A 21,205-nucleotide genomic window follows, 5' to 3' on the forward strand; every position below is an offset into this window, starting at 1 on the left:
GGAGCATACTCTATTGTAGCTGATCAACAAGTCAATTTAAACTTGCGGACCTGCAGCCACAATACTTGCATCGACATGACTAAATTTTTTGAAGTTGTTCACAAAACGCTGCGCTAAATCGCTCGCTTTCTTATCATAGAGCTCTTTATCCTGCCAAGTATTTCTTGGGACCAGGAGCTCGCTAGGTACCCCAGGCACATGATCCGGACAAAGCAAACCGAAGAATGGAATTGCTGAGAACGTCGCTTCCTCGATACTTCCATTAAGTGCAGCGGTAACCATTGCTCTGGTATAAGATAACCGCATACGCTCTCCAACCCCGTAAGAACCACCAAACCATCCTGTATTAATTAAATAAACATTTACTTGATGCTCGTCTATTTTCTTACCCAGCATCTCAGCATAAACGGTCGGTCGAAGCGGTAAGAAAGGCGACCCAAAGCAAGTCGAGAACGTTGCCTCTGGTTCAGTGACCCCTCGCTCTGTACCTGCTAGCTTGGACGTATAGCCAGACAAGAAATGATACATCGCTTGCTCTTTTGTCAGCTTGGAGATTGGCGGCAGAACACCTGATGCATCCGCGGTCAAAAACATAATGACATTCGGATGTCCGGACACGCCTGGAATCATCGCTCCTTCGATATACTCAACAGGGTAAGCGGCGCGCGTATTTTCAGTTAATTGCGTATTCCCGTAATCCGCGACGCCATTCGTAGGATCCAGTACGACATTCTCCAAGACTGAACCAAATCGGATGGCCTCCCAGATCTGAGGCTCTTTCTCTTCAGAGAGCCCTGCACATTTTGCATAGCAGCCTCCCTCGAAATTGAACACGCCGTTGTCGGACCAGCCGTGCTCGTCATCCCCAATAAGGCGACGGTTCGGATCGGCAGACAACGTTGTTTTCCCAGTACCAGAGAGACCGAAGAATAGCGCTACATCTCCATCTTCGCCAACGTTAGCCGAACAATGCATCGGAAGTACACCTTTTCCTGGTAAAATAAAATTTAGTACGCTAAAAATAGATTTCTTCATTTCCCCAGCATATTCCGTACCGCCAATAAGCACAATTTTTTTCTCAAAAGAGAGACAGATAAATGTTTCGGATTTCGTGCCGTCTACAGTGGGATCTGCTTTTAAACCTGGCAGGGCGATAACTGTAAACTCCGCTTTATGCGCCAGCAGCTCCTCATTGGTAGGACGAACAAAAAGCTGATGGGCAAACAAATTGTGCCAAGCATACTCATTGACAACCCGAATTGGTAATCGATATGCGGGATCGGCTCCAGCAAAACCGTCAAAGACAAACAGTTCTTTTTGCTTCATATAGCTTTGAGCTTTCTCATACAAGCGCTCAAACTGCTGCTCAGAGATCGGTTGGTTAACCTGACCCCAATCAATATCATCGATGACAGAAGATTCACGAACAATGAATTTGTCTTTAGGAGAACGTCCCGTATATTTTCCTGTGTTCACCTGAAGCGCGCCAGAGGAGGCTAATGTTCCTTCCTTACGCTGAATGCTCATGCTCATTAACTGGGCAACCGACAAATTGTAATGAACAGCACTACCTCTTGTTTGCTCAACCTCTAACTTCATGCTCATGCTCCCATTCCTCTCATCGATCATTTTATGTTAGTCATATAGTGTGTACTATTTATTATATATTGTATATTATACAACGAATAAATCAACAAAAAAATTGTTTATAGCACATAAATAATTATTTATCACCCTTATTGTGAAGATTATGACACATTTAATTTCTCTTTAATCAAATGAAAACCCCCTTGCAGTTCAAGGGGGTTTTGTTGAATTATTCGTGCCTTTCCATCAATTAAAAAATACGATGCCCATCATACCTGCTAAAGCAATGACAACGAAAGGATGCAGCTTGTACTTTACAATCCCCACAACGACACCGATCGTGATCGCCAGCATCCCTGCTTGATGCCACGAAATGAGAGGTTTATCCCCCACAGACCATCCAAAGCGAATGGCCGCGAAAACAATAAAACCAGTTACAACAGGACGAAGGCCATAGAACGACGATTTAAACCACTTATTGTTGTGCCATTTATACAAAAATGCCGCAAGGATAATAATAAGAATAAGTGAAGGTACAACCATGCCGAGAGTAGCCGCGATTGCGCCTGGTACTCCTGCGATCCCAAAACCAATTAATGTCGCGCAATTCGTTGCTATCGGGCCTGGACCTGTACCTGCTAAAGTAACAGCGTGGTTAAACGCTTCAGGCTGGAGCCATTGATGCCGCTCTACTTCATGCTGTATGACGGGAATCATGGCGTATCCCCCGCCAAACGAAATAAATCCAATTTTTAAAAATGTAATAAACAAACTCCAAAGCATAGCAGCAGCTCCTTCCTTAGATACCATCCGCAATAAAATAATCGGCGTATTTATAGGAAATTGCTGTCTTTGCCTTTTCCTTATGGAGCGGACTTCTCATCCCCCATCTATCCTTCAGATATACCACAATCAAACCGAGGAATAACCCCATAATAATAACCAAAATCGGGTGTATAGGTACAAACAATAAAACAATGACGGTACCAATCGCGGCGATCAATGTCATTTTGTCTGTAATTGAAGACTTCGCCATTTTGTAGCCTGCCGCGATAATAAGTCCGACGATGGCGGCGTGAATGCCCTCCAAAGTAGCTTGCATTTTCGGATAATGCTCTACGAATGAATAGAGTACGCTTAACATGAGTACGATAAGGAAGGTTGGAAGCGTTATGCCGATGACGGCTACAATCGCTCCTACTATTCCAGCTATGTGATAACCGACTAACGCCGATGCATTCACGCCAATCCCGCCCGGTGCCGCCCCAGCTATGGAAAGCAGCTCCGACATCTCTTCATCGTTCATCCAATCTTTTTTCTCGACAACTTCTCTTTCGATTGCGGGAATCATGGCGTAGCCGCCGCCGAACGTGACAGGACTAATTCGTAGAAACACCCAGAAAATATCACAGAGTTTTTTAAGATTTGTAATTTGCATGATGGTTGACCTCCTCTGCACTTAATTTTATTTTGAACTAAAGAAACGAAAATGTCCAATCAATAAAATTAATTATTTCATAAATTTCTCCTTATATCCGAGGTTGAATGACCAGTTCAATACCTAGAATCCCGATGAGTTCTATCAGTTTAGATCATTTTGGTTACAAGTTCGGCTTGTGATGTTATCATGTGCTTTTTCTCGCGAATATGGACACTATCCCCTTTACTCAGAGAACCAGTCGCTTAGCAAGCAATAAACAAAAACCAACACAGAACACACATAAAGACACAGAGGCTCAGGGATGAGAGCGAGATGCTCCTCTTCCTTCTATTAGCGCACACAGAGACGAAAAAGAGACGAGAGACGAAAAAAAGAACCCGCAATATCTGCTTGCGGATTCTTTTTAGACATTTATTTATTTGAGCTCAAAGGTCATTAAATCTCTTGCCATCGTAATTCGTCCCGAGTAAATGTTCTGCATCCCTTCCATATAGTCAGCCTCTGCTTCCGTGTTAGCAGCTGGAGCAGGAATATGGTGGGTGAGAACGAGATGAGCGACTCCCGCTTCACGGGCGATCTCAGCAACCTCCCATGTTGTTGAATGGTATTTGGCTGGATTCGATAAGCCGATAGTCTGCTCGGGGAATTTGGCTATAAGTGCGTCCAGCCAGATTTTGTTATATGATTCATGAATAAGTAAATCAATGCCCCTGCTGTGTGAAACCATGTTCTCGACAGGAATCGTATCGCCAGAGATAACAACAGACTTCCCCTTATATTCAAACTTATAGGCAATAGCTGGATATACGGGTCGATGATCGACTTCAAAAGCGGTAATTTTAAGTCCATCTTGTTCATAAACGACGCCTTCATTGTTCTCGAAATAATGAATATCCGCCCCTTCTCCTGTCGAGAAGTTATAATGAACCCTTAGATTCGCATCGAAATCGAAAGACTCTCTCATTTTACCAATAATCGCCTTCGTCGTCGTTGGTCCATACACGTTCATCGGGCCTTTTCGCCCCTCAAATACACGCTCGGCAGTTACATGTGTACGCCAGCTCGTTATGAACACATCAAAAAATCCAGAGTTATGATCACTATGATGATGCGTAAACAAAACGTCAGATATACGTTGGGGCATAATGCCTGCTTTGATCAATTGATCCACTGTCGCCCCCCCGCAATCGACCAGAAAAGTTTTATCTCCCGCAAGAACGGCAACGCCTGCCTTGGCTCTTCCATAAAAGGCGCGAGGCGTACCTGTCCCTAGAATGACTATTTTTAAATACTCATGAATATCTGGCAATACATTCTCTTGTCGCTGTATTTGCAAGTGATTGACCTCCCAAGACGATTACTTTTCTTTGTTGACCTCATTCAGAAGAGACAAGTCAAGAAATTTGCTGAAGTCCAATTCTTCCGCTTTAACCCCTTTTATGTACCCCGCGTCGAAGGATGCTTTGGCCTGTTCATTTATATCCTCGAGCGCAATATCTTCGGTTAATTTCAAATGATCGATAGCGGCTTTGATAAGCGCAGGTTCCATGCCTTTTCCAGTTAGCTGTTTGAGCTCATCGCTAATCAATTCATAGGCTTTCGTAGGATTTTGCCCAATAAAATCAATGCCTTGCTTGTTAGCCTTAATGGCTTTTTTGACCAGATCGCGGTGTTCACTAATAAACTTATCGCTTGCAACTAGAATAGTCAGGGGGTAGTTCCCGTTCTTGGGAGGAATCTTATTCCAGTCTACCAAAATCTCTGCTGTTCCTTCTTGAATCATTTGAGTGCCCCAAGGCTCCGGTGTTAAGGTTGCGTCCACTTCTTTTTGGCGCATGGCGACTAAGGTGTCAGCAGGCGCTCTCGTAACAATTTGCACGCCAGTAGCATCGTTAGTAATTTTCAATCCTTCTTGCTTGAGAAGCAGGCGCAGAGAAAGATCAGGCGTGCCGCCTTTGGCTGGTACTGCTACCGTTTTGCCCACTAAATCCTTCACTTCATGAATACCTGCGTCTTTACGTGTCACTAACACGGCTCCACCATGATTAGCGCCAGAAATGACTCTGATGTTTTTACTTTTCAGATACTGATTAATAACTGGACCCGGGCCCACGTACCCCAGATCAATCTGGTTGGTGGCAATCGCTGTTGCGAAGTCTGCTCCATTATCAAATGCCGTCACTTCAATTTTCACCTGTTTGCCAAAACCCTGTTGAAAATAGTTGTTATGCAGCGCTATAAACCCAGGGGCATGTGTCACATTTTTCAAAATGCCTATTTTGACAGTCGTACTCACTGCCGGGGCTGCTGCTTCCTTACTGCACGCAGCTAATATCAGGGGCAGTATAACTACCAAACTCATCAGCCAAGCTAATTTTTTCATGAAAAATCCCCCTTATCTTTGCATGTACCTCCAACTACTAGCATTAATTCTTTAGCTGAAAACGAAGCACAATCCGATCCTCTAGCCGCTTGAAGCAAAAATGATCCGAAATTGTACCGATCACCGCGATGATGATCACAATACATAGGATTGTTGCGGTATCCCCAAGTCCACGCCCATCCTGAAGCATTTGACCTAATCCGATGCCTTTGGCAATCAGTTCCCCAGCAACTAGGGCTCGCCAGGCGAATGCCCATGCAACACGAATACCTGTGATCCAATGCGGAAACGCTGCGGGCAGCAAAACTTGAAAAAACATGCGGTACCCATTCCCTGTTCCTAACATGCGTGCGGCTCTTAAATGAATCGCCGATATGTTCAGAATGCCTGTGCGACTAGCCATGGACATCGTCCACGTGGCTCCGATCGTTGTGATGAAAATAACCGAGGTGTCGGTGAGCCCAAACCAAATGATTGCAAATGGCAGCCAAGCAATACTTGGAACCGTCTGAAGCGCAACCACCAAGAAGCCTAATGTCTCGTCCACATAGCGATAGCGAGCAAACAGAAATCCGAGCATAGTTCCAAGCCCTATAGAGATGATAAATGAAAGGAGCAATCGCTGAAGACTTGCAAACGTTGCTCCGAGAAGATGTCCCTGCGTGAAGCCATCATAAAAAGCTTGAAACGTCTGCAGCGGTGACGGAAATTTCCAACCCCACTGAAATATCCTATATCCCAACTCCCACGCTATCAGCAGGAGAATTAGAAATAGCATTCTTCTTAATGCTGTACTCATTTCCGAGCTCCTCTCTGACTACTTTCTCAAGCTCATCGGTGAGAGCGTCCATAATTTTATTTTCCAGGAAATGAATGAGAGGGTCAGAGCTTACATGGGGCCTGGCCGCCTGAACAATGTATTCTTTTTTGACTCTGCCTGGCTGTGTGGCCATTACGATAACGCGATCGGATAACATAACCGCTTCACGAATGTTGTGTGTGATGAACAGAATCGTTTTACGTGTTTTCAGCCAAATTTCTTCCAAATCCTTTAGCAAAATAAATCTGGTTTGCTCGTCTAATGCGGCAAAGGGTTCGTCCATCAATAAAATGTCCGGGTCCATCACAAGCGCTCTGGCAATAGCAACCCTCTGCTTCATGCCGCCTGAAAGCTCATGCGGATAACGATCCATAAATTTGCGCAAATGGACCGCTTTTATTTGCTCCTCCGCAAGTAGATATCGTTCTTTCTTCGATAACCCTGTCTGCTTTAAGCCAAAGGCTACATTATCTAATACAGTCAGCCATGGAAACAGCCCATGCTCTTGAAAAACCACGATGCGGTCTGGGCCTGGTGCTGTTACCTTCTCGCCATTCACTTCAATGCTTCCGATATCGGAGGATTCGAAACCCGCAATTAGATTCAGCAACGTCGATTTCCCGCAGCCTGAAGGTCCGACTATGGAAACAAACTCCCCTTGCTGAATGGTTAGCGAGATTTGATCCAACGCTGTGTACACCCCACCCTTGCGCTGTGGAAAGACCTTGCTCACCTTATTAATCGTAATCATGTATGCACACTCCCAAGGGATTTCATGCTAAATACCAGAGAAGAACTGGGTAGGATCATAGATAACAATTTTCTTTTTGGCGTAATCGATAAGTCCTTTATCCCGCCATTTATTCAATGTTTCCGTAACCGTTTGTCGGCTACAACCAATCACATAGGACATTTCCTCATGACTTAGCTGGACCTGCACCTCAAACCTTTCGTCAGCTGGCTTGCCTAATTGCATGAGAAACCATGCAAGTCTCCAAGCAACAGGTCGACATATTAAAGTCTCAACCATTTTCTGCGTCTGGAGCAGCCGTCGCGCGCCGATTACCGCTAGCGAATAAGCAAACTCCGCATTTGTTTTCGCTAATTCAAGAAATTTACGTGCGTCCAAGGTCATCAGTTGACTATCATTTAAACAACGTGCATACCTTTGGCGCTGGACATTCGTCAAAAGCTCCGCATTGCCAAAAACCTCTCCTTCATAACGAAGAAATAAGGTGATCCCTTGCCCTTCCTCCGAGGATTGAGAAATTTTAATTAACCCAGATTCCACATAATGGGCTCCGTTCGGGCTATCATTCTCTTGGAAGACGAACTCATTTTTCTTGTAGACTTGAGGCACCCCGTATCTTCGAAAGACATCAACGATCACTTCTTTCGAATCATCTTTATCCTGATGGTATATAAGCTCATTATTCAGACCCATAATGTTTTCACCTCTTTTTAAATACAAGTATTCCGATGAGTTATTAAAAATATAACACAATTAATAAGCTTATAATGTCGGATATCCGACATTTTTATTTTTAAAATACGAACATATAAGCTGATACGGTTGAAGATTAGAACAAATAGAGATGTCTGAAATATTACTTTGACAGGCATATAACTTTGCTTTATTCACTATGTATTTCAGTCTCAAACGCTTAGAGCAGGAAGATAACATTACCTCCTATTGGGGCGATGAAACGCAAGGCGGACGAAGAAAATACTATCACCTCACGGACAAAGGAACTCAAACTTATACAGTCAATCGGAGCAACTGGGAATATGCCAAAAAATATTGGAACTCCTCATTTAAGGAAGGTGGAAGGAAGAATGAACAACCGACTTAAGATGTATTTGGATGATGTTTAAATCGATTCAAGTTCATGACGGAAAGTTTTTCGGATTTATCAGGCATTTGTATGGATAACCTAACTTTGCTGCCATACACCAGTATTCAAGTAAGTGATACATTGTAAATTTCCGTGCTTTGTCTTCATATTCGGCAACTTGAACGATAGAATTAACTTCTTCTGGCGTTAATATGGATTGAAGGATGGATAGAATCGTGGTGTAATTATTGTATTGTTTATCCTGAAGCTTTATAAGTATATTCACTTTAAGTGGACAAATTGGCGCGTCCTCCATAAAACAAAGCCCAAGGCAACCGTGTTTTCCCTACGGTAATGGTCGTCGAATCATAAGTAAAAGGTTCTTAGAGATACCTAGATGGCGTTTGGTTGTACGATTGCATTTGAATAGAAGCCTATGAAACAACTGCTTAAAGAGCTCATAAAGCACCTCACTCGCATTGGAAGAAAAAGAGGAGAAGCGAACAGGAATCAGACCGCTCAATATCGCTTTCCCGACACCCGATCGATAGCTATCCCATTCCCCCAGAGCAGCATGCATAAAAAATAATAGTAGTTGGCTGGCTGTAAACTTCCTAGCGGTATCTTTGTAATTCAATGTTTGCAAAATTTGTTTCACATCTTCTTCTGTCAATAAGGTTTGAACTAGCTTGGTAAACGTGATAGACTTTTTCAAGAGGTCGCCTCTCTCAAATCGTATTGTGTGGTGCAAACGATTTTACAGAAAGAGCGGCCTTTTCAATATATTTCTAACTTATTTTGGTTAATCAACAGACGTGACCATGAACATTAGAATTTGAGATCAACCTGCTCCATGCGCTAAGGTCTGCGCTAGATCTTGAGCTTGATCGAGACCATACTCAATCGGTATGAATTTATCGAGCTGCAAGTCCTGTGATTGATAGTGTTAAGATGGAATATCTCGAAGGAAAAAAGATAGACCTGACTAAATAAAGCCAACGACAGACCCTCCTAGGAGTTGACATCATACTATGATTGTGGAAAATCACCTTATACTTTGGAATCATGTATCGCTGAAAATAGTTGATGTGCAGCGGACCGAGCTGCCGATTGGCGAGTATTTGCACACATCCCAGCTTTCGTCGAGTGCTCTATTATACACGATAAAAGGTCGTGCTCGGCTCCTGCTGGACGGGGATGAGCACCATGTGGAGAATGGATATGTTTGTCACTCCGGCAAAGGCACAGTTCTTACTATCATGGACATCACCGACCATTTTGAATATTATATCATTCAGTATAAGGCCTCTCTACCGCTGCCGTGCAGCCAAGATCTGCTTCAATTGCTGGCTCGCACGGAACCGTTTGAGATCCAATATGGTTTTGTGGTCAGTCATGCTGCTCCGCTACTCATCTCCTTGTCCCGTATGGAGCGGGAATGGGACCAGCCGGAAGCGATGGCGAAGCTGCAGGTGAAATCGTTATTTTATCAGTTCATTTGCGAGCTGATGGGACAACTGCAGCACCGGCGATTGGAGCAAGCTTCACCGGATATGGTACTGCAGGCTGTCAGATATATGGATGAACACTATTCCGAACCGATCACAGCAGACACACTTGCAACGCTATTGAATTGCAGCTCTCGGACAATGCAGCGGATGTTCAACAAGCGGCTGGCTCTTGGGCCAATTGACTACCTGATGCAGATCCGTATAGACAAGGCCAAGGAATTACTTTGTCGTACGAATGCAGGGCTCAAGAATATCGCCGAAGCAGTCGGTTATGTGGATAGCTACTATTTCAGCCGATTATTTAAGCGTTACACGGGCGTTTCTCCAAGCACATATCGAGAATCGATGCATCAAGCCAGAGGTGATGAACCGGAGAATGTTACTGTAATCGCGCCTAAGCTGGAAACAGTTAGCAGCGAAAAGAAAGCGGCGTCAGATCCACAGGATGCTGCTTTCCGTCGCTCATTGCGGACGATCATTCATCTTAAAGGCGAGCTGCTGCTCCAGCGGCAGCCTGAGAAAATTGCTGTGCTGGATCCCCAGTTTATGGACCATATGCTGGCTCTAGGTGAACAGCCGGCTGGTAGCGTCATGGTAACCGGAGATCTTAGTAGCTTTCCTGAGTATCTGATCGGCAGGCTCCGTGCGGTCCAGGCCTTGGGAACGATGGATGAACCCGATCTGGAAGCACTGCGTGCTTTGGCGCCCGATCTGATCATCTGTACCGAGTTCCAGAAGAACATTTATGGAAGCCTCACGCATATAGCGCCGACCATCATGCTCGAGCGAAATCGCGATTGGAGAGAAACATTGCGAACCATCGGGCGGATTATGGGCAAGAAACTTGAGGCGGAACAGGTCATACAGCAGTATAAACGCAAAATCAGTGGGCTGAAATCGCTACTTGCAGCCAAGCTGCATGGGCAGTCGGTAACGATGATCCGGCCGCGGGACAATACCATTAGACTGCATACATGTGCTCATCGTACGGCGGCGATTCTATACAGCGATCTGGGGCTGCATCCGCCGAAGCTAGCGGTTGACCGCAAAAGGACCAGTTCAATGATATCTTTGGAGGGGTTGCCGGAGCTGGATGCAGACCATTATTTCATATTGACCGACAACAAATTTAAAGCTTGGTCGGATGAGATCCAGACCACGACTACATGGAAAAGTCTGCGCGCCGTGCAGCAGCATCATGTTTATCACGCCAAAGCGAGCATTTGGATTGCTTATTACGGCCCTATCGCGATGAATCAGGTGGTCGATCAAGTGACGGAAGTTTTCTTGGATGCAAAATGATCCATTTCTTATACAAACACTGTTGGTTCCGGATCCGCCGATCCGAGCAACAGTGTTTTTGTGTCGCCACAATCCATGGATATTGGCGCAAATATCCATTGAAGATAACGGAACGAGTCGTTATAGTGTTGTAAGTGATGATGAGTTTCATTCTCAATAAGAAAAAAGTGGAGGAATTATATAATATGTATCCAAAAATCAAGTTTGTATGGACCATTAGCCTGTTAGTAAGTTTGGTTATGTTTCTGGGCGCATGCTCAGACAGCTCAAATCAAGGTAACAATAACGCTGGGGTAGGAACGACGAATCAAGCTCAAGCCAAAAATAATGAGTCCGTAAACAGCAACTCCGTAGTGAAGCCCGTCCTCGCAGCACCGGCTACTATCCAGCATCTGAAGGGTGAAATGACGTTTGAGAACGTACCAAAAAAAATTGTCGTGTTGGACGTTCAGTACGCGGATCAAATGCTGGCGCTGGGCATTAAGCCGGCGGGCAGCGTAGTAGCCGAAACCGACAACGGACTCCCTCCATATTTGGGTGATAAGATGGGCAATATCCCGTTACTTGGAACATATTTGGAACCGAATCTGGAAGGAATCATTGCAATAGAACCGGATCTCATCATCGCTACGGATTACCATAATAAGATATACGAAAATTTAGTGAAAATCGCACCGACGATTATACTACAGCGCAATGAGGATTGGCAGACCGTACTGTTGAAGTTTGGGCAAATCTTGAATAAGCAACAAGAGGCACAGGAGATGGTTAATGGTTACAAACAAAAAATAAGCGATCTAAAAACTGCATTGGCAAATAAAATGAAGGGCCAAACGGTTGCCTTGATCCGGCCTAGAGATAAAATGATTCGTCTCCAAACGACATCACATCGAACTTCACAGATTCTGTACGACGATCTGGGCCTGACTCCACCCCAAATGGCAATCAACGGTAAGGATACAAGTGTAATGATTTCACTTGAAGTTATCCCAGAATTGGCTGCCGATCATATGTTTCTGCTTCAGGACGATACGAATTTGGAGCTAACGACTAAATTTCAGGACACTTCGATCTGGAAAAATCTGAAGGCGGTTAAGGACAACCATGTATATGTGGAAAACACGGCGCAGTGGATCGGTTATTATGGACCTATTGCCATCAATTTAATTGTCGATCAGATCGCTGATGCGCTCAAATAAATCCTTTTGAACAGAGAATAATAGGGGGTTTTTGTGTATGAACAAGCAGTCGCGGCTCGCGCTGGATGAATGGGATTACTTGAGCCGACATTTTGGCTTGTGTGAATATGTTGCAACCCGTCCTGTTTATTCGGTGAGAGCTTTGGACTTGCTCGACGTGGAGATGTGCTCCGATTATCTGGACCGGCTGACAGTGCTTCTACAGTCCCCGTCGAGGACGATCACAGCTTCGCAGTTTTTTAAAAGGTACGCCACCTTAACCGCTGTTCCGCTGCTGTACGCCATGACAGTGTACAACAAGGGATTGGATTTATCTGCCGAAAATTGCTCTCTTGAATCTTCACCGGGTCACTCCTGGCTGGAGTATGTCAGTCTTGCCGATATTGATGCTGTAATGCCCGAAGCTAGCGAACGGCATATTTGGCGCAATACGGTTATTCTAGCTCTTTTTGCCGGGAATATAGGGAAATTAATAGCGGTCATATCTAGAGTGGCCAACGTACCAAAATCGATATTATGGGAAAATGTTGCGGTTCGTGTGTTCTCACTATACGAGAAAAGAATCGGGGTAACGGGTGAACAGCAAGAGCATTCCCGAGCAGACTTTCAGTATCTGATTTATCAGGCTCCTGGTGCTTTATTCGGGGAAAAACAAAACCCGTTAAGCCGCTTTTATAGCAAACCGACATTCTCATCAGTTTCTAATACGCCTATGCGGGTTCGCAAAACCTGCTGCTTCTACTATGAGGTCTCCAGTGTCGAAGAATACTGTTCCAACTGCCCGAAGTTGAGGAGCTAAGGGATACGAGTGTTGTTCTTCCAATAAGAGCATAAGCATTAAAAACTAGCGTCTCCCAGCTCCCCGGGCGGCGCTTTATCTGCTGTTGATTTCTTAATCTTTTTGTTTCAAAGCAGTTGAACAGGTAGCCCACGTCTTACCCTTGGGCTGTCTTTCCCCTCCACTCCCCCACCTGAAAATTTCCCAATCGCGGAAGCTTAATGAAAAATTTAAACCATCCTTCTCTATACTCTAGACCCATTTGTCCCCCATGTAGCTCTATAATATTTTGGGCTATGGATAACCCTAAACCTGATCCTTGTGAGTTAAAATAATCATTTCGCGAAGGCTCTGCTTTATAGAAACGTTCAAATAACCGCAGCTCCTGCTCTCTCGATATCGGTTCGCCCTGGTTCTCCACCGCGATATAAATATGATCTTTCTCCTCCGCAAGCATGATAACAATTTCACCAGGCTTGAAGGAAAACTTCAAGGCATTCATGAGTAAATTATCGATGGTACGAACAAATTTTTCTACGTCTACCATTCCATATACCTGCTTAAATTCCCATAATTTTTCGATTTTTAACGCATGCTCATGTGCAATTGGCTCGAACTCCATCATGATTTGCTCTAATAATCCGCTTAAATCTACCCTTCGAAAAGACAATTGCGCAGCGCCGCTTGTCAGACGGGTATATTCAAATAAATCATCTATGAGTTTTTTCAATTGCTGCGTTTTGTTAAACGTATTGTTTACATAGCGTTTATGCTCTTCAAGATTTTGATAGTCATCATTTTTCATCAAATTCAGATATCCGATCATACTTGTCAGCGGTGTTCGCAAATCATGAGAAACATTCGTAATAAGCTCCATTTTCGATATTTCAATTTGCCTTTCGCGCTGCATCATTAGCTGCAATTGTTCAGCCATATAATTAATGTTCTGAGCGATAACCCCCAGCTCGTCTTGACTTGTTATCGGCACTCGACAGTCCAAATTGCCACTTGCAATGGACATTAAGCCGTCGGATAATGTTTTTAAATACCGGACAATCGGCCGTGTAAGTAAAAAAAAGAAGAATACAAACACAATCACAAGATACAATAAACCCGTACCTTTAGACCCCGTAAGAATCTTTAGCGTATTGTCGATCATAAATGTAACAAGCACCGCAAGGATGAAACTGAGAAGAGCTAGCCAAAACAATCTTCCCCGAATATTCTTGTTCCAGTTCAGTACCGAAAAGAGGTTTTTATTCAATTTTATATCCCACTCCCCACACCGTTTTGATGTACTGAGGTTCACGTGGATTATCTTCAATCTTCTCGCGAATATTACGAATATGAACCATTACCGTATTATCTGATAAAAATTTATCTTCTTTCCATACGCTTTGATAAATTTTTTGTATATTAAAAACTTGCCCACGGTGGCTTGCCATCAGCTCCAGAATGGAAAACTCAAGTGGAGTTAATGATATTTCCTTCCCCCTCGCAGTAACAAGATGGCGCTTTTTATCGATGATCAAACCTTCAATTTCAATCACTGACTTATCTGTGCCCTTGCCTCCACTAACTGCTGCCAACGTCTGCCTGCGAAGCTGCGCTCTGACTCTGGCAATTAGCTCCAACGGATTGAACGGTTTTGCCACGTAGTCGTCAGCGCCTGTCGTTAACCCCGTAATTTTATCAATGTCTTCACTCTTGGCCGATAACATAATGATAGGGGCGCTAGTCATTTCCCTGATTTTAAAACAAGCTTTAATTCCGTCCATCACCGGCATCATAACATCCAAAATGATGAGATCGACGGCTTCTCTGCCAATGAGTTCCAATGCTTGTGCACCGTTCTCAGCCTCATGTACGCGGTAACCTTCATTTTGCAAGTAAATGCGGATGACATCCCGAATCTCCAAATCGTCATCGGTTACTAACACAGTCTGGGTCATTTTGCTTTCCTCCTTATCAACAAATAGATTGCAAGCAATGCAAACGGCAGCCAAATGAATCGTAATCCATAGTCATAAATAAGGGTGCCTAGGTTCTGAGCATGATCACCAACCCAATAGCCTAACGTAAAAAATAGCAACGTCCAAACAAACCCAGTGGTGTAAGAAAAAGCAGCATAGCGCCGAAACGACATGTGACTTAAACCAACCAGATAAGGCATGACATGCCGGATAATTGGAAAAAAATAACTAATACCTATTGCAAAGTTACCATATTTTCGAATAAGTTTCTCAGAAAACTCAATATACCTACTCATTTTTTTCTTTTTGCGTAAACGCTCCATCATCGACGCGCCAAGAGTACGCCCTAATACATAGCCTAAGGACAACCCAGAAATTACACCCAGATAGGTCAATATAAAAGCTGGCAGGGGCTGTAAAATACCACTTGCGGCTACTGCTCCTCCTGTCATCACAACAACCTCATCAGGAATCGGCATCCCAACAATGCCAAGCCATAACGCTAAAAATAGCGCTGCATACCCATATTGTTGTATAAATGAAAGCAGCGTGTCATAATTCATAGCTCGTAATCTCCTCAGAAGGCTCTTTACGTTTTCGGCAAACATACACAAAAGCAGGAGGCATATTAAAAGGAACGAAATGGATTTGTTCAATATCAAAGTGCCTCGCCAGCTGTATTTTCATCTGCAGCGTATACTGAAAAGCAATAAACAAACCTTCCGGCTTAAGCGTTGCTAAGATTTGACTCATCAGTTGCTCTCGCAGTAACTGAGGAAAATTGAAAAATGGTAAACCGCTTATCATGCAATCCAAGCGTGCAATACCTTCTTGCTTCAAAGCCGCTTGCAGCTTGCAAGCATCATCGTAACAAGCATAATCAAGGAATCGACTCGTTAATTGCTTGCGTAAGAACGGGTCCTTTTCGAACAATAGAACCTTCGCGGGCTGATCACTGACCCTTGCTATAAATTTGGTTATTGCCCCCGTACCCGCTCCAAGTTCAGCTACATAATTGACATCCTGCCAAGGGACCGCTGCAACCATCTTTTTAGCCAAAAACCTAGAACTAGGCGTTACGCTGCCTATTTGCTTGGGCGCTCTTGCGAATTTATATAAAAACAACAGTTTTTCTTCAATTCCTTTCATCATGGCCGTTCTCACCCTTCCTCACTTCTGATGTCCTCATCTTACCTGGTCATTCTTCAGAAAGAGCGAAGGAATTGTTTAATTTATTCTAAATAATTCCTGAAGTTCACAAACTAATAAAGCCATTAAAATCATGCTATGATAGTAGTAATAGTTACCAATATCATGAAATCTTGCAACTCGGCCATACTTAGCAGAAGGTGATGAAGACTTATGTGGAAACCTGATCGATCCTCTAAAAAACCGATCTATCAACAAATCGTAGCAAATATGGAACGCAGAATATCATTTGGAGAATTTCCGCCTGGGAGTGTCCTCCCCTCAGAAAGAAAATTAGCTGATCAGCTTAGTGTAAATCGCAGTACCATTGTACAGGCTTATGAAGAACTTAGGGCTTCTGGGTTGGTTGAACGTACAAAAGGGAGCGGTACACGGGTGTGCACGCATAAATGGGGGATATCCCCGAAACAAACGCCGAATTGGAAGCAGTATGTAGAAGGCAGTACTTTCCTGCCCAATCTTCCTTTCATACGTCGTATCCGAGAGGAGCTTCGAGTACGGGATTCCGTGATTGATTTTGCAAGCGGAGAATTATCACCAGATTTATTTCCCAATGCGATTATCCGAGAGCTGTTGCAAAAACAACCGTTCCAAGAGAACTTAGGCTATGACAATCCTCAGGGATTCTCGCCACTAAGGAAAAGCTTGGTCACCTTTCTCCAGCAGCATTTGCAGATTCAAAGTACGGATTCATCCATATTAATTACTTCTGGCTCCCAACAATCTCTTTATTTAATTACGCAATGCTTGTTAAGCCCCGGGGATGCGGTTGCCATCGAAGATCCTTCTTATTGCTATTCTCTCCCTATGTTTCAATCAGCCGGACTACGCTTATTCGGCTTGCCCGTGGATGAGCAGGGCATTAATCCCGAAGATATTATCCCGCTGTACCGCCAACATCGCATTCGGATGATCTTCGTGAATCCTAATTTCCAAAACCCTACCGGAAGTGTTATGTCTCATCATCGGAGATTGAGGTTACTTGAGATCGCGGCTGAACTGGGCATCCCCATTGTGGAAGACGATCCATTCACCTTAACGGCATTTGAAGGAGCCCCCCCTCCCACTTTGAAATCCATGGACACGACTGGAAATGTGCTATATGTCGGTTCCCTTTCCAAAATTGCCGCATCAGGCTTGCGCATCGGCTGGTTAATCGCTCCTCAAGCGGTTGTCAACCGCCTAACGGATGCGCGGCAGCAAATGGACTTTGGCCTAAGCATCATTCCTCAGTGGGTAGCGAAGGAATTTATTTCAAACGGCCATTTTGAGCATCAAATCATCCAACTGCGCAAGGCCTTGTTACAAAGGAAAAATGAACTAGTATCGGGATTGCAAGCCATTATGGGCACTACGGTCACTTTCACCCCTCCTCAAGGAGGACTGAATCTCTGGTGTAAGCTTAACTGTCAGGTCGATGATTACAAATTGCTTGACGAAGCGATAAAAAGGGGTGTCTTGTTTATGCCAGGAAGTATTTACGGGTCGGATCATGGTTATATTCGCCTAAGCTTTGCAAGACCCTTAATTGAACAAATGATTCCAGGTTTAAAACAGTTACAAACAGCCATTCAAATTCATTGCAAATGAAAAAGACTCCCTCTTTTCTCACTTGTTAGTGAAAGAAAGGGAGTCTTGATTATATTAGAGTTCTTATATAGGCTACTAAGGCGAGCAGACCTAGCACAATAGCAATGACATAGAGCGAAGTAAGCCGTAGCCACTTGACGCCTGTTTTTTGGAAATATGTTTGATCCCCTTCTCGGTTTCGCCGGGAAAAGCCGATCCAAAGTGTTCCGCCAAGCCCAATTAATAAAATAATAGAAAACAAGGCATAGTAAATGTAGGGATTAATCATAGAATGACCTTCCTTCGTAAATGACTGTTCGATTAATAAGTAAAGAATACATGAAAATGGAACTTTATTCACCATCCAATTGGTTGATTTCCATACCATCCACTTTAGACTACGACATTTGCTACGTCCATTATGTTATAATGCTGAATATCAAATTGTTGGAGGATCTTTTGGATGAAACTTTATGTAGTTCTCTCGTTCAATGAGGATGGCATGGAAAATGTGTATGTAGGCCCAGATGAGGAAAAGGCGCTATCCCTGAAAACCGAAGATTTTGAAAATTGCGATGCGCTATTCGTGGAAATCTGGGAAGACGGAGAGAAAACGGACGACTATCGTCTCGTTTAAAAGGATACGCAAAGAAGGGAGCTTTTTTCCCAACCGTCATTGTGATAAGAAATGACTTTAGCCTTAGAGCCGTATGGCTTTGAGGCTGTTTTTTGTGGAGTAACCTGAAACCATGCGATCGGTTGGGAAAAAATAGCCAAACCCTTGCGGCTGTAGTATTATTTGAATATAGCTATTTGGAAAACCTTGATTTTACTGCTCTTTGACCGTAACCTCATCGGCAGCCATTGCGATGACAGAGGCGGCAGAAACAGCTTTTCCGTCGATCTTGGCGGTGACCTTTCCTTTATGCTCTTTCATCGCGTTGTAGATGCCTGCTGCCGCAAACACATCGCCGCCCCAGCTGTCTATCCAAACGGTAATGTTTTGCCTTTGTAGTTGGCAAGCTCCTTACGGAACGCATTAGGTGTGGCTGCTGATATGCCAAACCATTCATATATCCACGCATCGTCGTCCGAAACGATCTCGCCCTCGATACGCAGTTCAACATCTTCTGCTTCACCCAAGTCCTTAAAACTCCAGAACGACAATTATGCCACCTCCCTTTCCATAATCATCTTGTAAAATTCGTCTGCCATCGCCTTGACATGGTCTTTCTGCTTACCAGCCTCCACCATGTTGAGTGGTTCGAGATAAATATCACCTTCAGAATCGGGCTCAAGTTCCCAAGCTTTCGAATGTCGTTTACAGACAGCCAACCCCACTGCCGACCAAGTGCATAAGACTCTGCACGGCTTTTAGCGTCTCCGCGGAGTAGGCCGTCGATCTTAAATTCCAAATAAAAACCTGCCTTTCGCTCAGCAGGTGTAAGGAGTTGCATATTAATGTTCTCTTCCCAGCGTTTAAACCAAGGCAGCATTGTATACATGACGAATTCAAGCGACTGGTGCTCAATATTGTTACTAAGTCTTCCGCCGTAAGGTCGCTCCAACTCAACTCGATCTTATCTTTAGTACCCCCACGAGCGATCCACTGTTTAAGAATCCATTTGGCTTGCCTACACCATCCCCGGATAGAATAGAACCTTCTAGAGTACGCTGAATCGCCGTTTCAAAGGCGCGTGTATATAGCGTATTAACAAAGCTAGAATCGCTTTCCAACTCACGGGTGCGAATAACATCTACCAGTACGATTGTGGCCCAACGGGTTTAGGGTTAGAGCTGAATGGTATCGGTGTGGATCTGAACTATGGGTATGGTAACGAAGGAGCTTGGAACGCGCTTAAAAAAGAGGAGGAAGAGATCATGTTAAATGTGGCTGATGCGGAAAAGATTATTGGTGTTCTAGCTTCTGTGTATGGAGTGTGCGTGGATCAATCTAGTAAAGACGAGGTTCATAGGTTGGCAAACGAGCTACGGAAAGCCTCGGGGCAGCCGGAGGAATAGAAAGACGAATCCCTTACTGACCTTAATTGGTTGGTGAGGGCTTTTTAATTTGTCATAACCACATTATTTTCAAACAAACGAAGAAGAGCCCTCTGCATAAGACGGCTCTTCTTCACAATTTTACTATAACTGAATTTTGATTGTATGCGTTGCAGTCATTCCCTATACCTTAACTGTAGCACTACTCCAAGCTTTTGGAATGAAATCTCCAAAGGCTCTAACATTATATCTCCATCCAGTAGTATATGAGAAAGTATATGATGACGGGCTTTTAGATAGTTTCTTACTTTCGAGGAATAATTCGTGAAACGGTCTGTTCTGGATCTGGTACTCTCCAATAAGCAGCATCTCCTGATGTTATCATTTCACCATTCGCACGTGTTACATAGTATTCGTTGATTAACATATATTTTGCATATGCTATTTGATACTCAAATGGATTCGTGTAGCTTAGATCTCTTGTTGTTTCCTTTGATTCCGTGGTTGATGTACTTTTGGTAACCGATAATGATTTTGTAACTGTTGTTGATAGCCCTGCAGAAATTCCTTTAAATGAAAATCCTAAATCTGCACCTATTGATATTTCTGTTGTTTCCGTCATCGATGTTTGATCTGTTCGAGAGACACCTATTGTTTCAGAATATCCATATTTTTCACTAGGTGAAAGTATTCTTTGAGTTTTTTTCTCCCAATATTGTCTTCGTACTAGAATATAGTATGGCGATTTGTTGATTTTTTGTTCAGCATTGTAATAAGGGTCTTTTACCATGAAATACGGTAAATATGTAAAATGTGTAATAACCGGAGTTGTATTCATCGGTAACTGTTCATTTAGATCGTCTGTTTTGAAATCAGGTGCTGGAGTAAAACTCCCCTTTGTTGGTGGAGTAATGGAAGCCGATCCATTTTTGACTAGTGAGAATTTTTGATTGGGCGAGCCCTGATAATTCCAGCCTATAATTAGTGCATTATCCCCTGTGTTTCCACCGCGTACATCCCATACCTGCCCATTACTTTTTACCGAAATCGCTCCCTCATTCGCTATAAAAAATTTTTGATTATCTCCATTATGAAAGTCGAATTGTACAAGGTAATTCCCAAAAAAAGAATTATATGCTAAATCAAATACTTTCCCACTATGTTTTGCAGCAAATATAGAATAATTATTATCAAGAGTAAAAATCATGAATTTTTGGTTATCTGAACCGTTTGCATGATACTGAACAACAGGATTTCCATTACCAGTGCCACCAGCTACATCAGCATATTTCCCTGCAAATGTACGAATATTATAAAAGTTAAAATCAGGAAAAGATATTCGTGCGCCACTAGCTTTTAGTTCATTAGGAATGGAATCCTCCTCATTTATCATAGGTGTATTCGTATTTTCTTTGTTATTATTTTCATTTGACATCACACAGCTCTCCTCTACAGAAAATTAACATATTGGATGGTACTCAATATGTATAAGTTAGCAAATTTAAATTAAGAACATTTCAGCTAAAAAAATATATTAATCATATTGGCCCATTGCACTAATGGAAGTAATACAGCAACCGCTGCCTCAGAAGATCAA

At 43.4% G+C, this 21,205-nt stretch carries 27 protein-coding genes; 7 read left to right on the forward strand and 20 right to left on the reverse strand.

The features are described from left to right. Positions 1-36: 36 nt before the first annotated feature. The 8 genes from pckA to GK047_RS10010 all read right to left on the reverse strand — a co-directional run bounded on the left by pckA (position 37) and on the right by GK047_RS10010 (position 7,675). On the reverse strand, positions 37-1,605 hold the full coding sequence (gene pckA / locus GK047_RS09975) for a phosphoenolpyruvate carboxykinase (ATP) (RefSeq protein WP_240343868.1): 1,569 nt from the start codon (positions 1,603-1,605) through the stop codon (positions 37-39). A 228-nt stretch (positions 1,606-1,833) separates the two neighbouring features. After that, positions 1,834-2,370 carry a chromate transporter gene (locus GK047_RS09980; protein WP_163944973.1) on the reverse strand — a complete coding sequence of 179 codons (537 nt, stop codon included), beginning with the start codon at positions 2,368-2,370 and terminating at the stop codon, positions 1,834-1,836. Positions 2,371-2,386: 16 nt separating this feature from the next. After that, on the reverse strand, positions 2,387-3,025 hold the full coding sequence (locus GK047_RS09985; RefSeq protein WP_163944975.1) for a chromate transporter: 639 nt from the start codon (positions 3,023-3,025) through the stop codon (positions 2,387-2,389). 418 nt (positions 3,026-3,443) lie between these two features. Next, positions 3,444-4,364 carry an MBL fold metallo-hydrolase gene (locus GK047_RS09990; protein WP_163944978.1) on the reverse strand — a complete coding sequence of 307 codons (921 nt, stop codon included), beginning with the start codon at positions 4,362-4,364 and terminating at the stop codon, positions 3,444-3,446. A 21-nt stretch (positions 4,365-4,385) separates the two neighbouring features. After that, on the reverse strand, positions 4,386-5,411 hold the full coding sequence (locus GK047_RS09995) for an ABC transporter substrate-binding protein (protein ID WP_163944993.1): 1,026 nt from the start codon (positions 5,409-5,411) through the stop codon (positions 4,386-4,388). 43 nt (positions 5,412-5,454) lie between these two features. Beyond that, a complete protein-coding gene (locus tag GK047_RS10000) occupies positions 5,455-6,210 on the reverse strand; it encodes an ABC transporter permease (protein ID WP_240343869.1) in 756 nt (251 codons plus the stop codon). After that, on the reverse strand, positions 6,143-6,982 hold the full coding sequence (locus GK047_RS10005; RefSeq protein ID WP_163944995.1) for an ABC transporter ATP-binding protein: 840 nt from the start codon (positions 6,980-6,982) through the stop codon (positions 6,143-6,145). The genes GK047_RS10000 and GK047_RS10005 overlap by 68 nt, the downstream gene beginning before the upstream one ends. Before the next feature lie 27 nt (positions 6,983-7,009). Next, complete coding sequence (locus tag GK047_RS10010) at positions 7,010-7,675, reverse strand: Crp/Fnr family transcriptional regulator (RefSeq protein WP_163944998.1); 666 nt, start codon at positions 7,673-7,675, stop codon at positions 7,010-7,012. A 199-nt stretch (positions 7,676-7,874) separates the two neighbouring features. Here GK047_RS10010 and GK047_RS10015 point away from each other — a divergent pair, with 199 nt between their 5' ends. Next, entirely contained in the window at positions 7,875-8,084 is a 210-nt protein-coding gene (locus tag GK047_RS10015) for a helix-turn-helix transcriptional regulator (RefSeq protein WP_163945001.1), read from the forward strand. A gap of 34 nt (positions 8,085-8,118) precedes the next feature. On the opposite strand, the gene GK047_RS10020 is transcribed toward GK047_RS10015, so the two are convergent. Both GK047_RS10020 and GK047_RS10025 read right to left on the reverse strand, forming a co-directional pair. Continuing rightward, positions 8,119-8,382: a hypothetical protein gene (locus GK047_RS10020; RefSeq protein ID WP_163943848.1), complete on the reverse strand. Its 264-nt coding sequence runs from the start codon at positions 8,380-8,382 to the stop codon at positions 8,119-8,121. 30 nt (positions 8,383-8,412) lie between these two features. Next, positions 8,413-8,781, reverse strand: a complete 369-nt coding sequence (locus tag GK047_RS10025; protein ID WP_163945004.1) for a hypothetical protein — start codon at positions 8,779-8,781, stop codon at positions 8,413-8,415. A gap of 316 nt (positions 8,782-9,097) precedes the next feature. On the opposite strand from GK047_RS10025, the gene GK047_RS10030 reads away from it, so the two are divergent. The 3 genes from GK047_RS10030 to GK047_RS10040 all read left to right on the forward strand — a co-directional run bounded on the left by GK047_RS10030 (position 9,098) and on the right by GK047_RS10040 (position 12,877). After that, a complete protein-coding gene (locus GK047_RS10030) occupies positions 9,098-10,879 on the forward strand; it encodes an AraC family transcriptional regulator (protein WP_163945006.1) in 1,782 nt (593 codons plus the stop codon). A gap of 137 nt (positions 10,880-11,016) precedes the next feature. After that, positions 11,017-12,078, forward strand: coding sequence for an ABC transporter substrate-binding protein (locus GK047_RS10035; RefSeq protein ID WP_163945009.1), 1,062 nt, complete (start codon positions 11,017-11,019; stop codon positions 12,076-12,078). 37 nt (positions 12,079-12,115) lie between these two features. Continuing rightward, on the forward strand, positions 12,116-12,877 hold the full coding sequence (locus GK047_RS10040; protein WP_163945348.1) for an IucA/IucC family C-terminal-domain containing protein: 762 nt from the start codon (positions 12,116-12,118) through the stop codon (positions 12,875-12,877). 136 nt (positions 12,878-13,013) lie between these two features. Here the strand turns inward: GK047_RS10040 and GK047_RS10045 are convergent, their stop codons facing one another. Genes GK047_RS10045 through GK047_RS10060 form a run of 4 tightly spaced genes read right to left on the reverse strand, consistent with a single transcriptional unit; the run spans position 13,014 to position 15,978 of the window. After that, positions 13,014-14,120, reverse strand: coding sequence for a HAMP domain-containing sensor histidine kinase (locus GK047_RS10045; protein WP_240343870.1), 1,107 nt, complete (start codon positions 14,118-14,120; stop codon positions 13,014-13,016). Beyond that, positions 14,113-14,808 (reverse strand): response regulator transcription factor, encoded by a 696-nt coding sequence (locus GK047_RS10050; RefSeq protein ID WP_163945012.1) that lies wholly within the window; start codon positions 14,806-14,808, stop codon positions 14,113-14,115. Before GK047_RS10050 ends, GK047_RS10045 begins: the two co-directional genes overlap by 8 nt. Then, positions 14,805-15,392, reverse strand: a complete 588-nt coding sequence (locus GK047_RS10055) for a DedA family protein (RefSeq protein ID WP_163945016.1) — start codon at positions 15,390-15,392, stop codon at positions 14,805-14,807. Before GK047_RS10055 ends, GK047_RS10050 begins: the two co-directional genes overlap by 4 nt. After that, entirely contained in the window at positions 15,382-15,978 is a 597-nt protein-coding gene (locus GK047_RS10060) for a class I SAM-dependent methyltransferase (protein WP_163945355.1), read from the reverse strand. The genes GK047_RS10055 and GK047_RS10060 overlap by 11 nt, the downstream gene beginning before the upstream one ends. A gap of 213 nt (positions 15,979-16,191) precedes the next feature. Here GK047_RS10060 and pdxR point away from each other — a divergent pair, with 213 nt between their 5' ends. Then, positions 16,192-17,628, forward strand: a complete 1,437-nt coding sequence (gene pdxR / locus GK047_RS10065) for a MocR-like pyridoxine biosynthesis transcription factor PdxR (RefSeq protein ID WP_163945019.1) — start codon at positions 16,192-16,194, stop codon at positions 17,626-17,628. Between the two features lie 49 nt (positions 17,629-17,677). On the opposite strand, the gene GK047_RS10070 is transcribed toward pdxR, so the two are convergent. Further along, the gene (locus GK047_RS10070; RefSeq protein ID WP_163945023.1) at positions 17,678-17,896 is read right to left on the reverse strand and encodes a hypothetical protein; all 219 of its coding nucleotides are present in this window, start codon (positions 17,894-17,896) and stop codon (positions 17,678-17,680) included. Positions 17,897-18,070: 174 nt separating this feature from the next. Here GK047_RS10070 and GK047_RS29200 point away from each other — a divergent pair, with 174 nt between their 5' ends. Continuing rightward, positions 18,071-18,244 (forward strand): hypothetical protein, encoded by a 174-nt coding sequence (locus GK047_RS29200; protein WP_205516637.1) that lies wholly within the window; start codon positions 18,071-18,073, stop codon positions 18,242-18,244. 192 nt (positions 18,245-18,436) lie between these two features. Here GK047_RS29200 and GK047_RS30575 read toward each other — a convergent pair whose 3' ends face one another. From GK047_RS30575 to GK047_RS30585, 4 genes are read right to left on the reverse strand one after another with little or no spacing between them, the layout of a single operon-like run. Further along, positions 18,437-18,574, reverse strand: a complete 138-nt coding sequence (locus GK047_RS30575; RefSeq protein WP_481855962.1) for an ATP-dependent Clp protease proteolytic subunit — start codon at positions 18,572-18,574, stop codon at positions 18,437-18,439. A 17-nt stretch (positions 18,575-18,591) separates the two neighbouring features. Then, positions 18,592-18,774 (reverse strand): hypothetical protein, encoded by a 183-nt coding sequence (locus GK047_RS30580; RefSeq protein ID WP_481855963.1) that lies wholly within the window; start codon positions 18,772-18,774, stop codon positions 18,592-18,594. A gap of 23 nt (positions 18,775-18,797) precedes the next feature. Then, on the reverse strand, positions 18,798-19,175 hold the full coding sequence (locus GK047_RS10080; protein ID WP_205516639.1) for a phage portal protein: 378 nt from the start codon (positions 19,173-19,175) through the stop codon (positions 18,798-18,800). A 1-nt stretch (position 19,176) separates the two neighbouring features. Next, complete coding sequence (locus GK047_RS30585) at positions 19,177-19,344, reverse strand: hypothetical protein (RefSeq protein ID WP_163945025.1); 168 nt, start codon at positions 19,342-19,344, stop codon at positions 19,177-19,179. Positions 19,345-19,488: 144 nt separating this feature from the next. Here GK047_RS30585 and GK047_RS10090 point away from each other — a divergent pair, with 144 nt between their 5' ends. Then, positions 19,489-19,629, forward strand: coding sequence for an N-acetylmuramoyl-L-alanine amidase (locus GK047_RS10090; protein WP_163945029.1), 141 nt, complete (start codon positions 19,489-19,491; stop codon positions 19,627-19,629). Between the two features lie 283 nt (positions 19,630-19,912). Here the strand turns inward: GK047_RS10090 and GK047_RS10095 are convergent, their stop codons facing one another. Continuing rightward, a complete protein-coding gene (locus tag GK047_RS10095) occupies positions 19,913-21,043 on the reverse strand; it encodes an RICIN domain-containing protein (protein WP_163945031.1) in 1,131 nt (376 codons plus the stop codon). Between the last annotated feature and the right edge of the window lie 162 nt (positions 21,044-21,205).

The sequence above is a fragment of the Paenibacillus sp. SYP-B3998 genome (assembly GCF_010820665.1).
GTDB lineage: Bacteria > Bacillota > Bacilli > Paenibacillales > NBRC-103111 > Paenibacillus_E.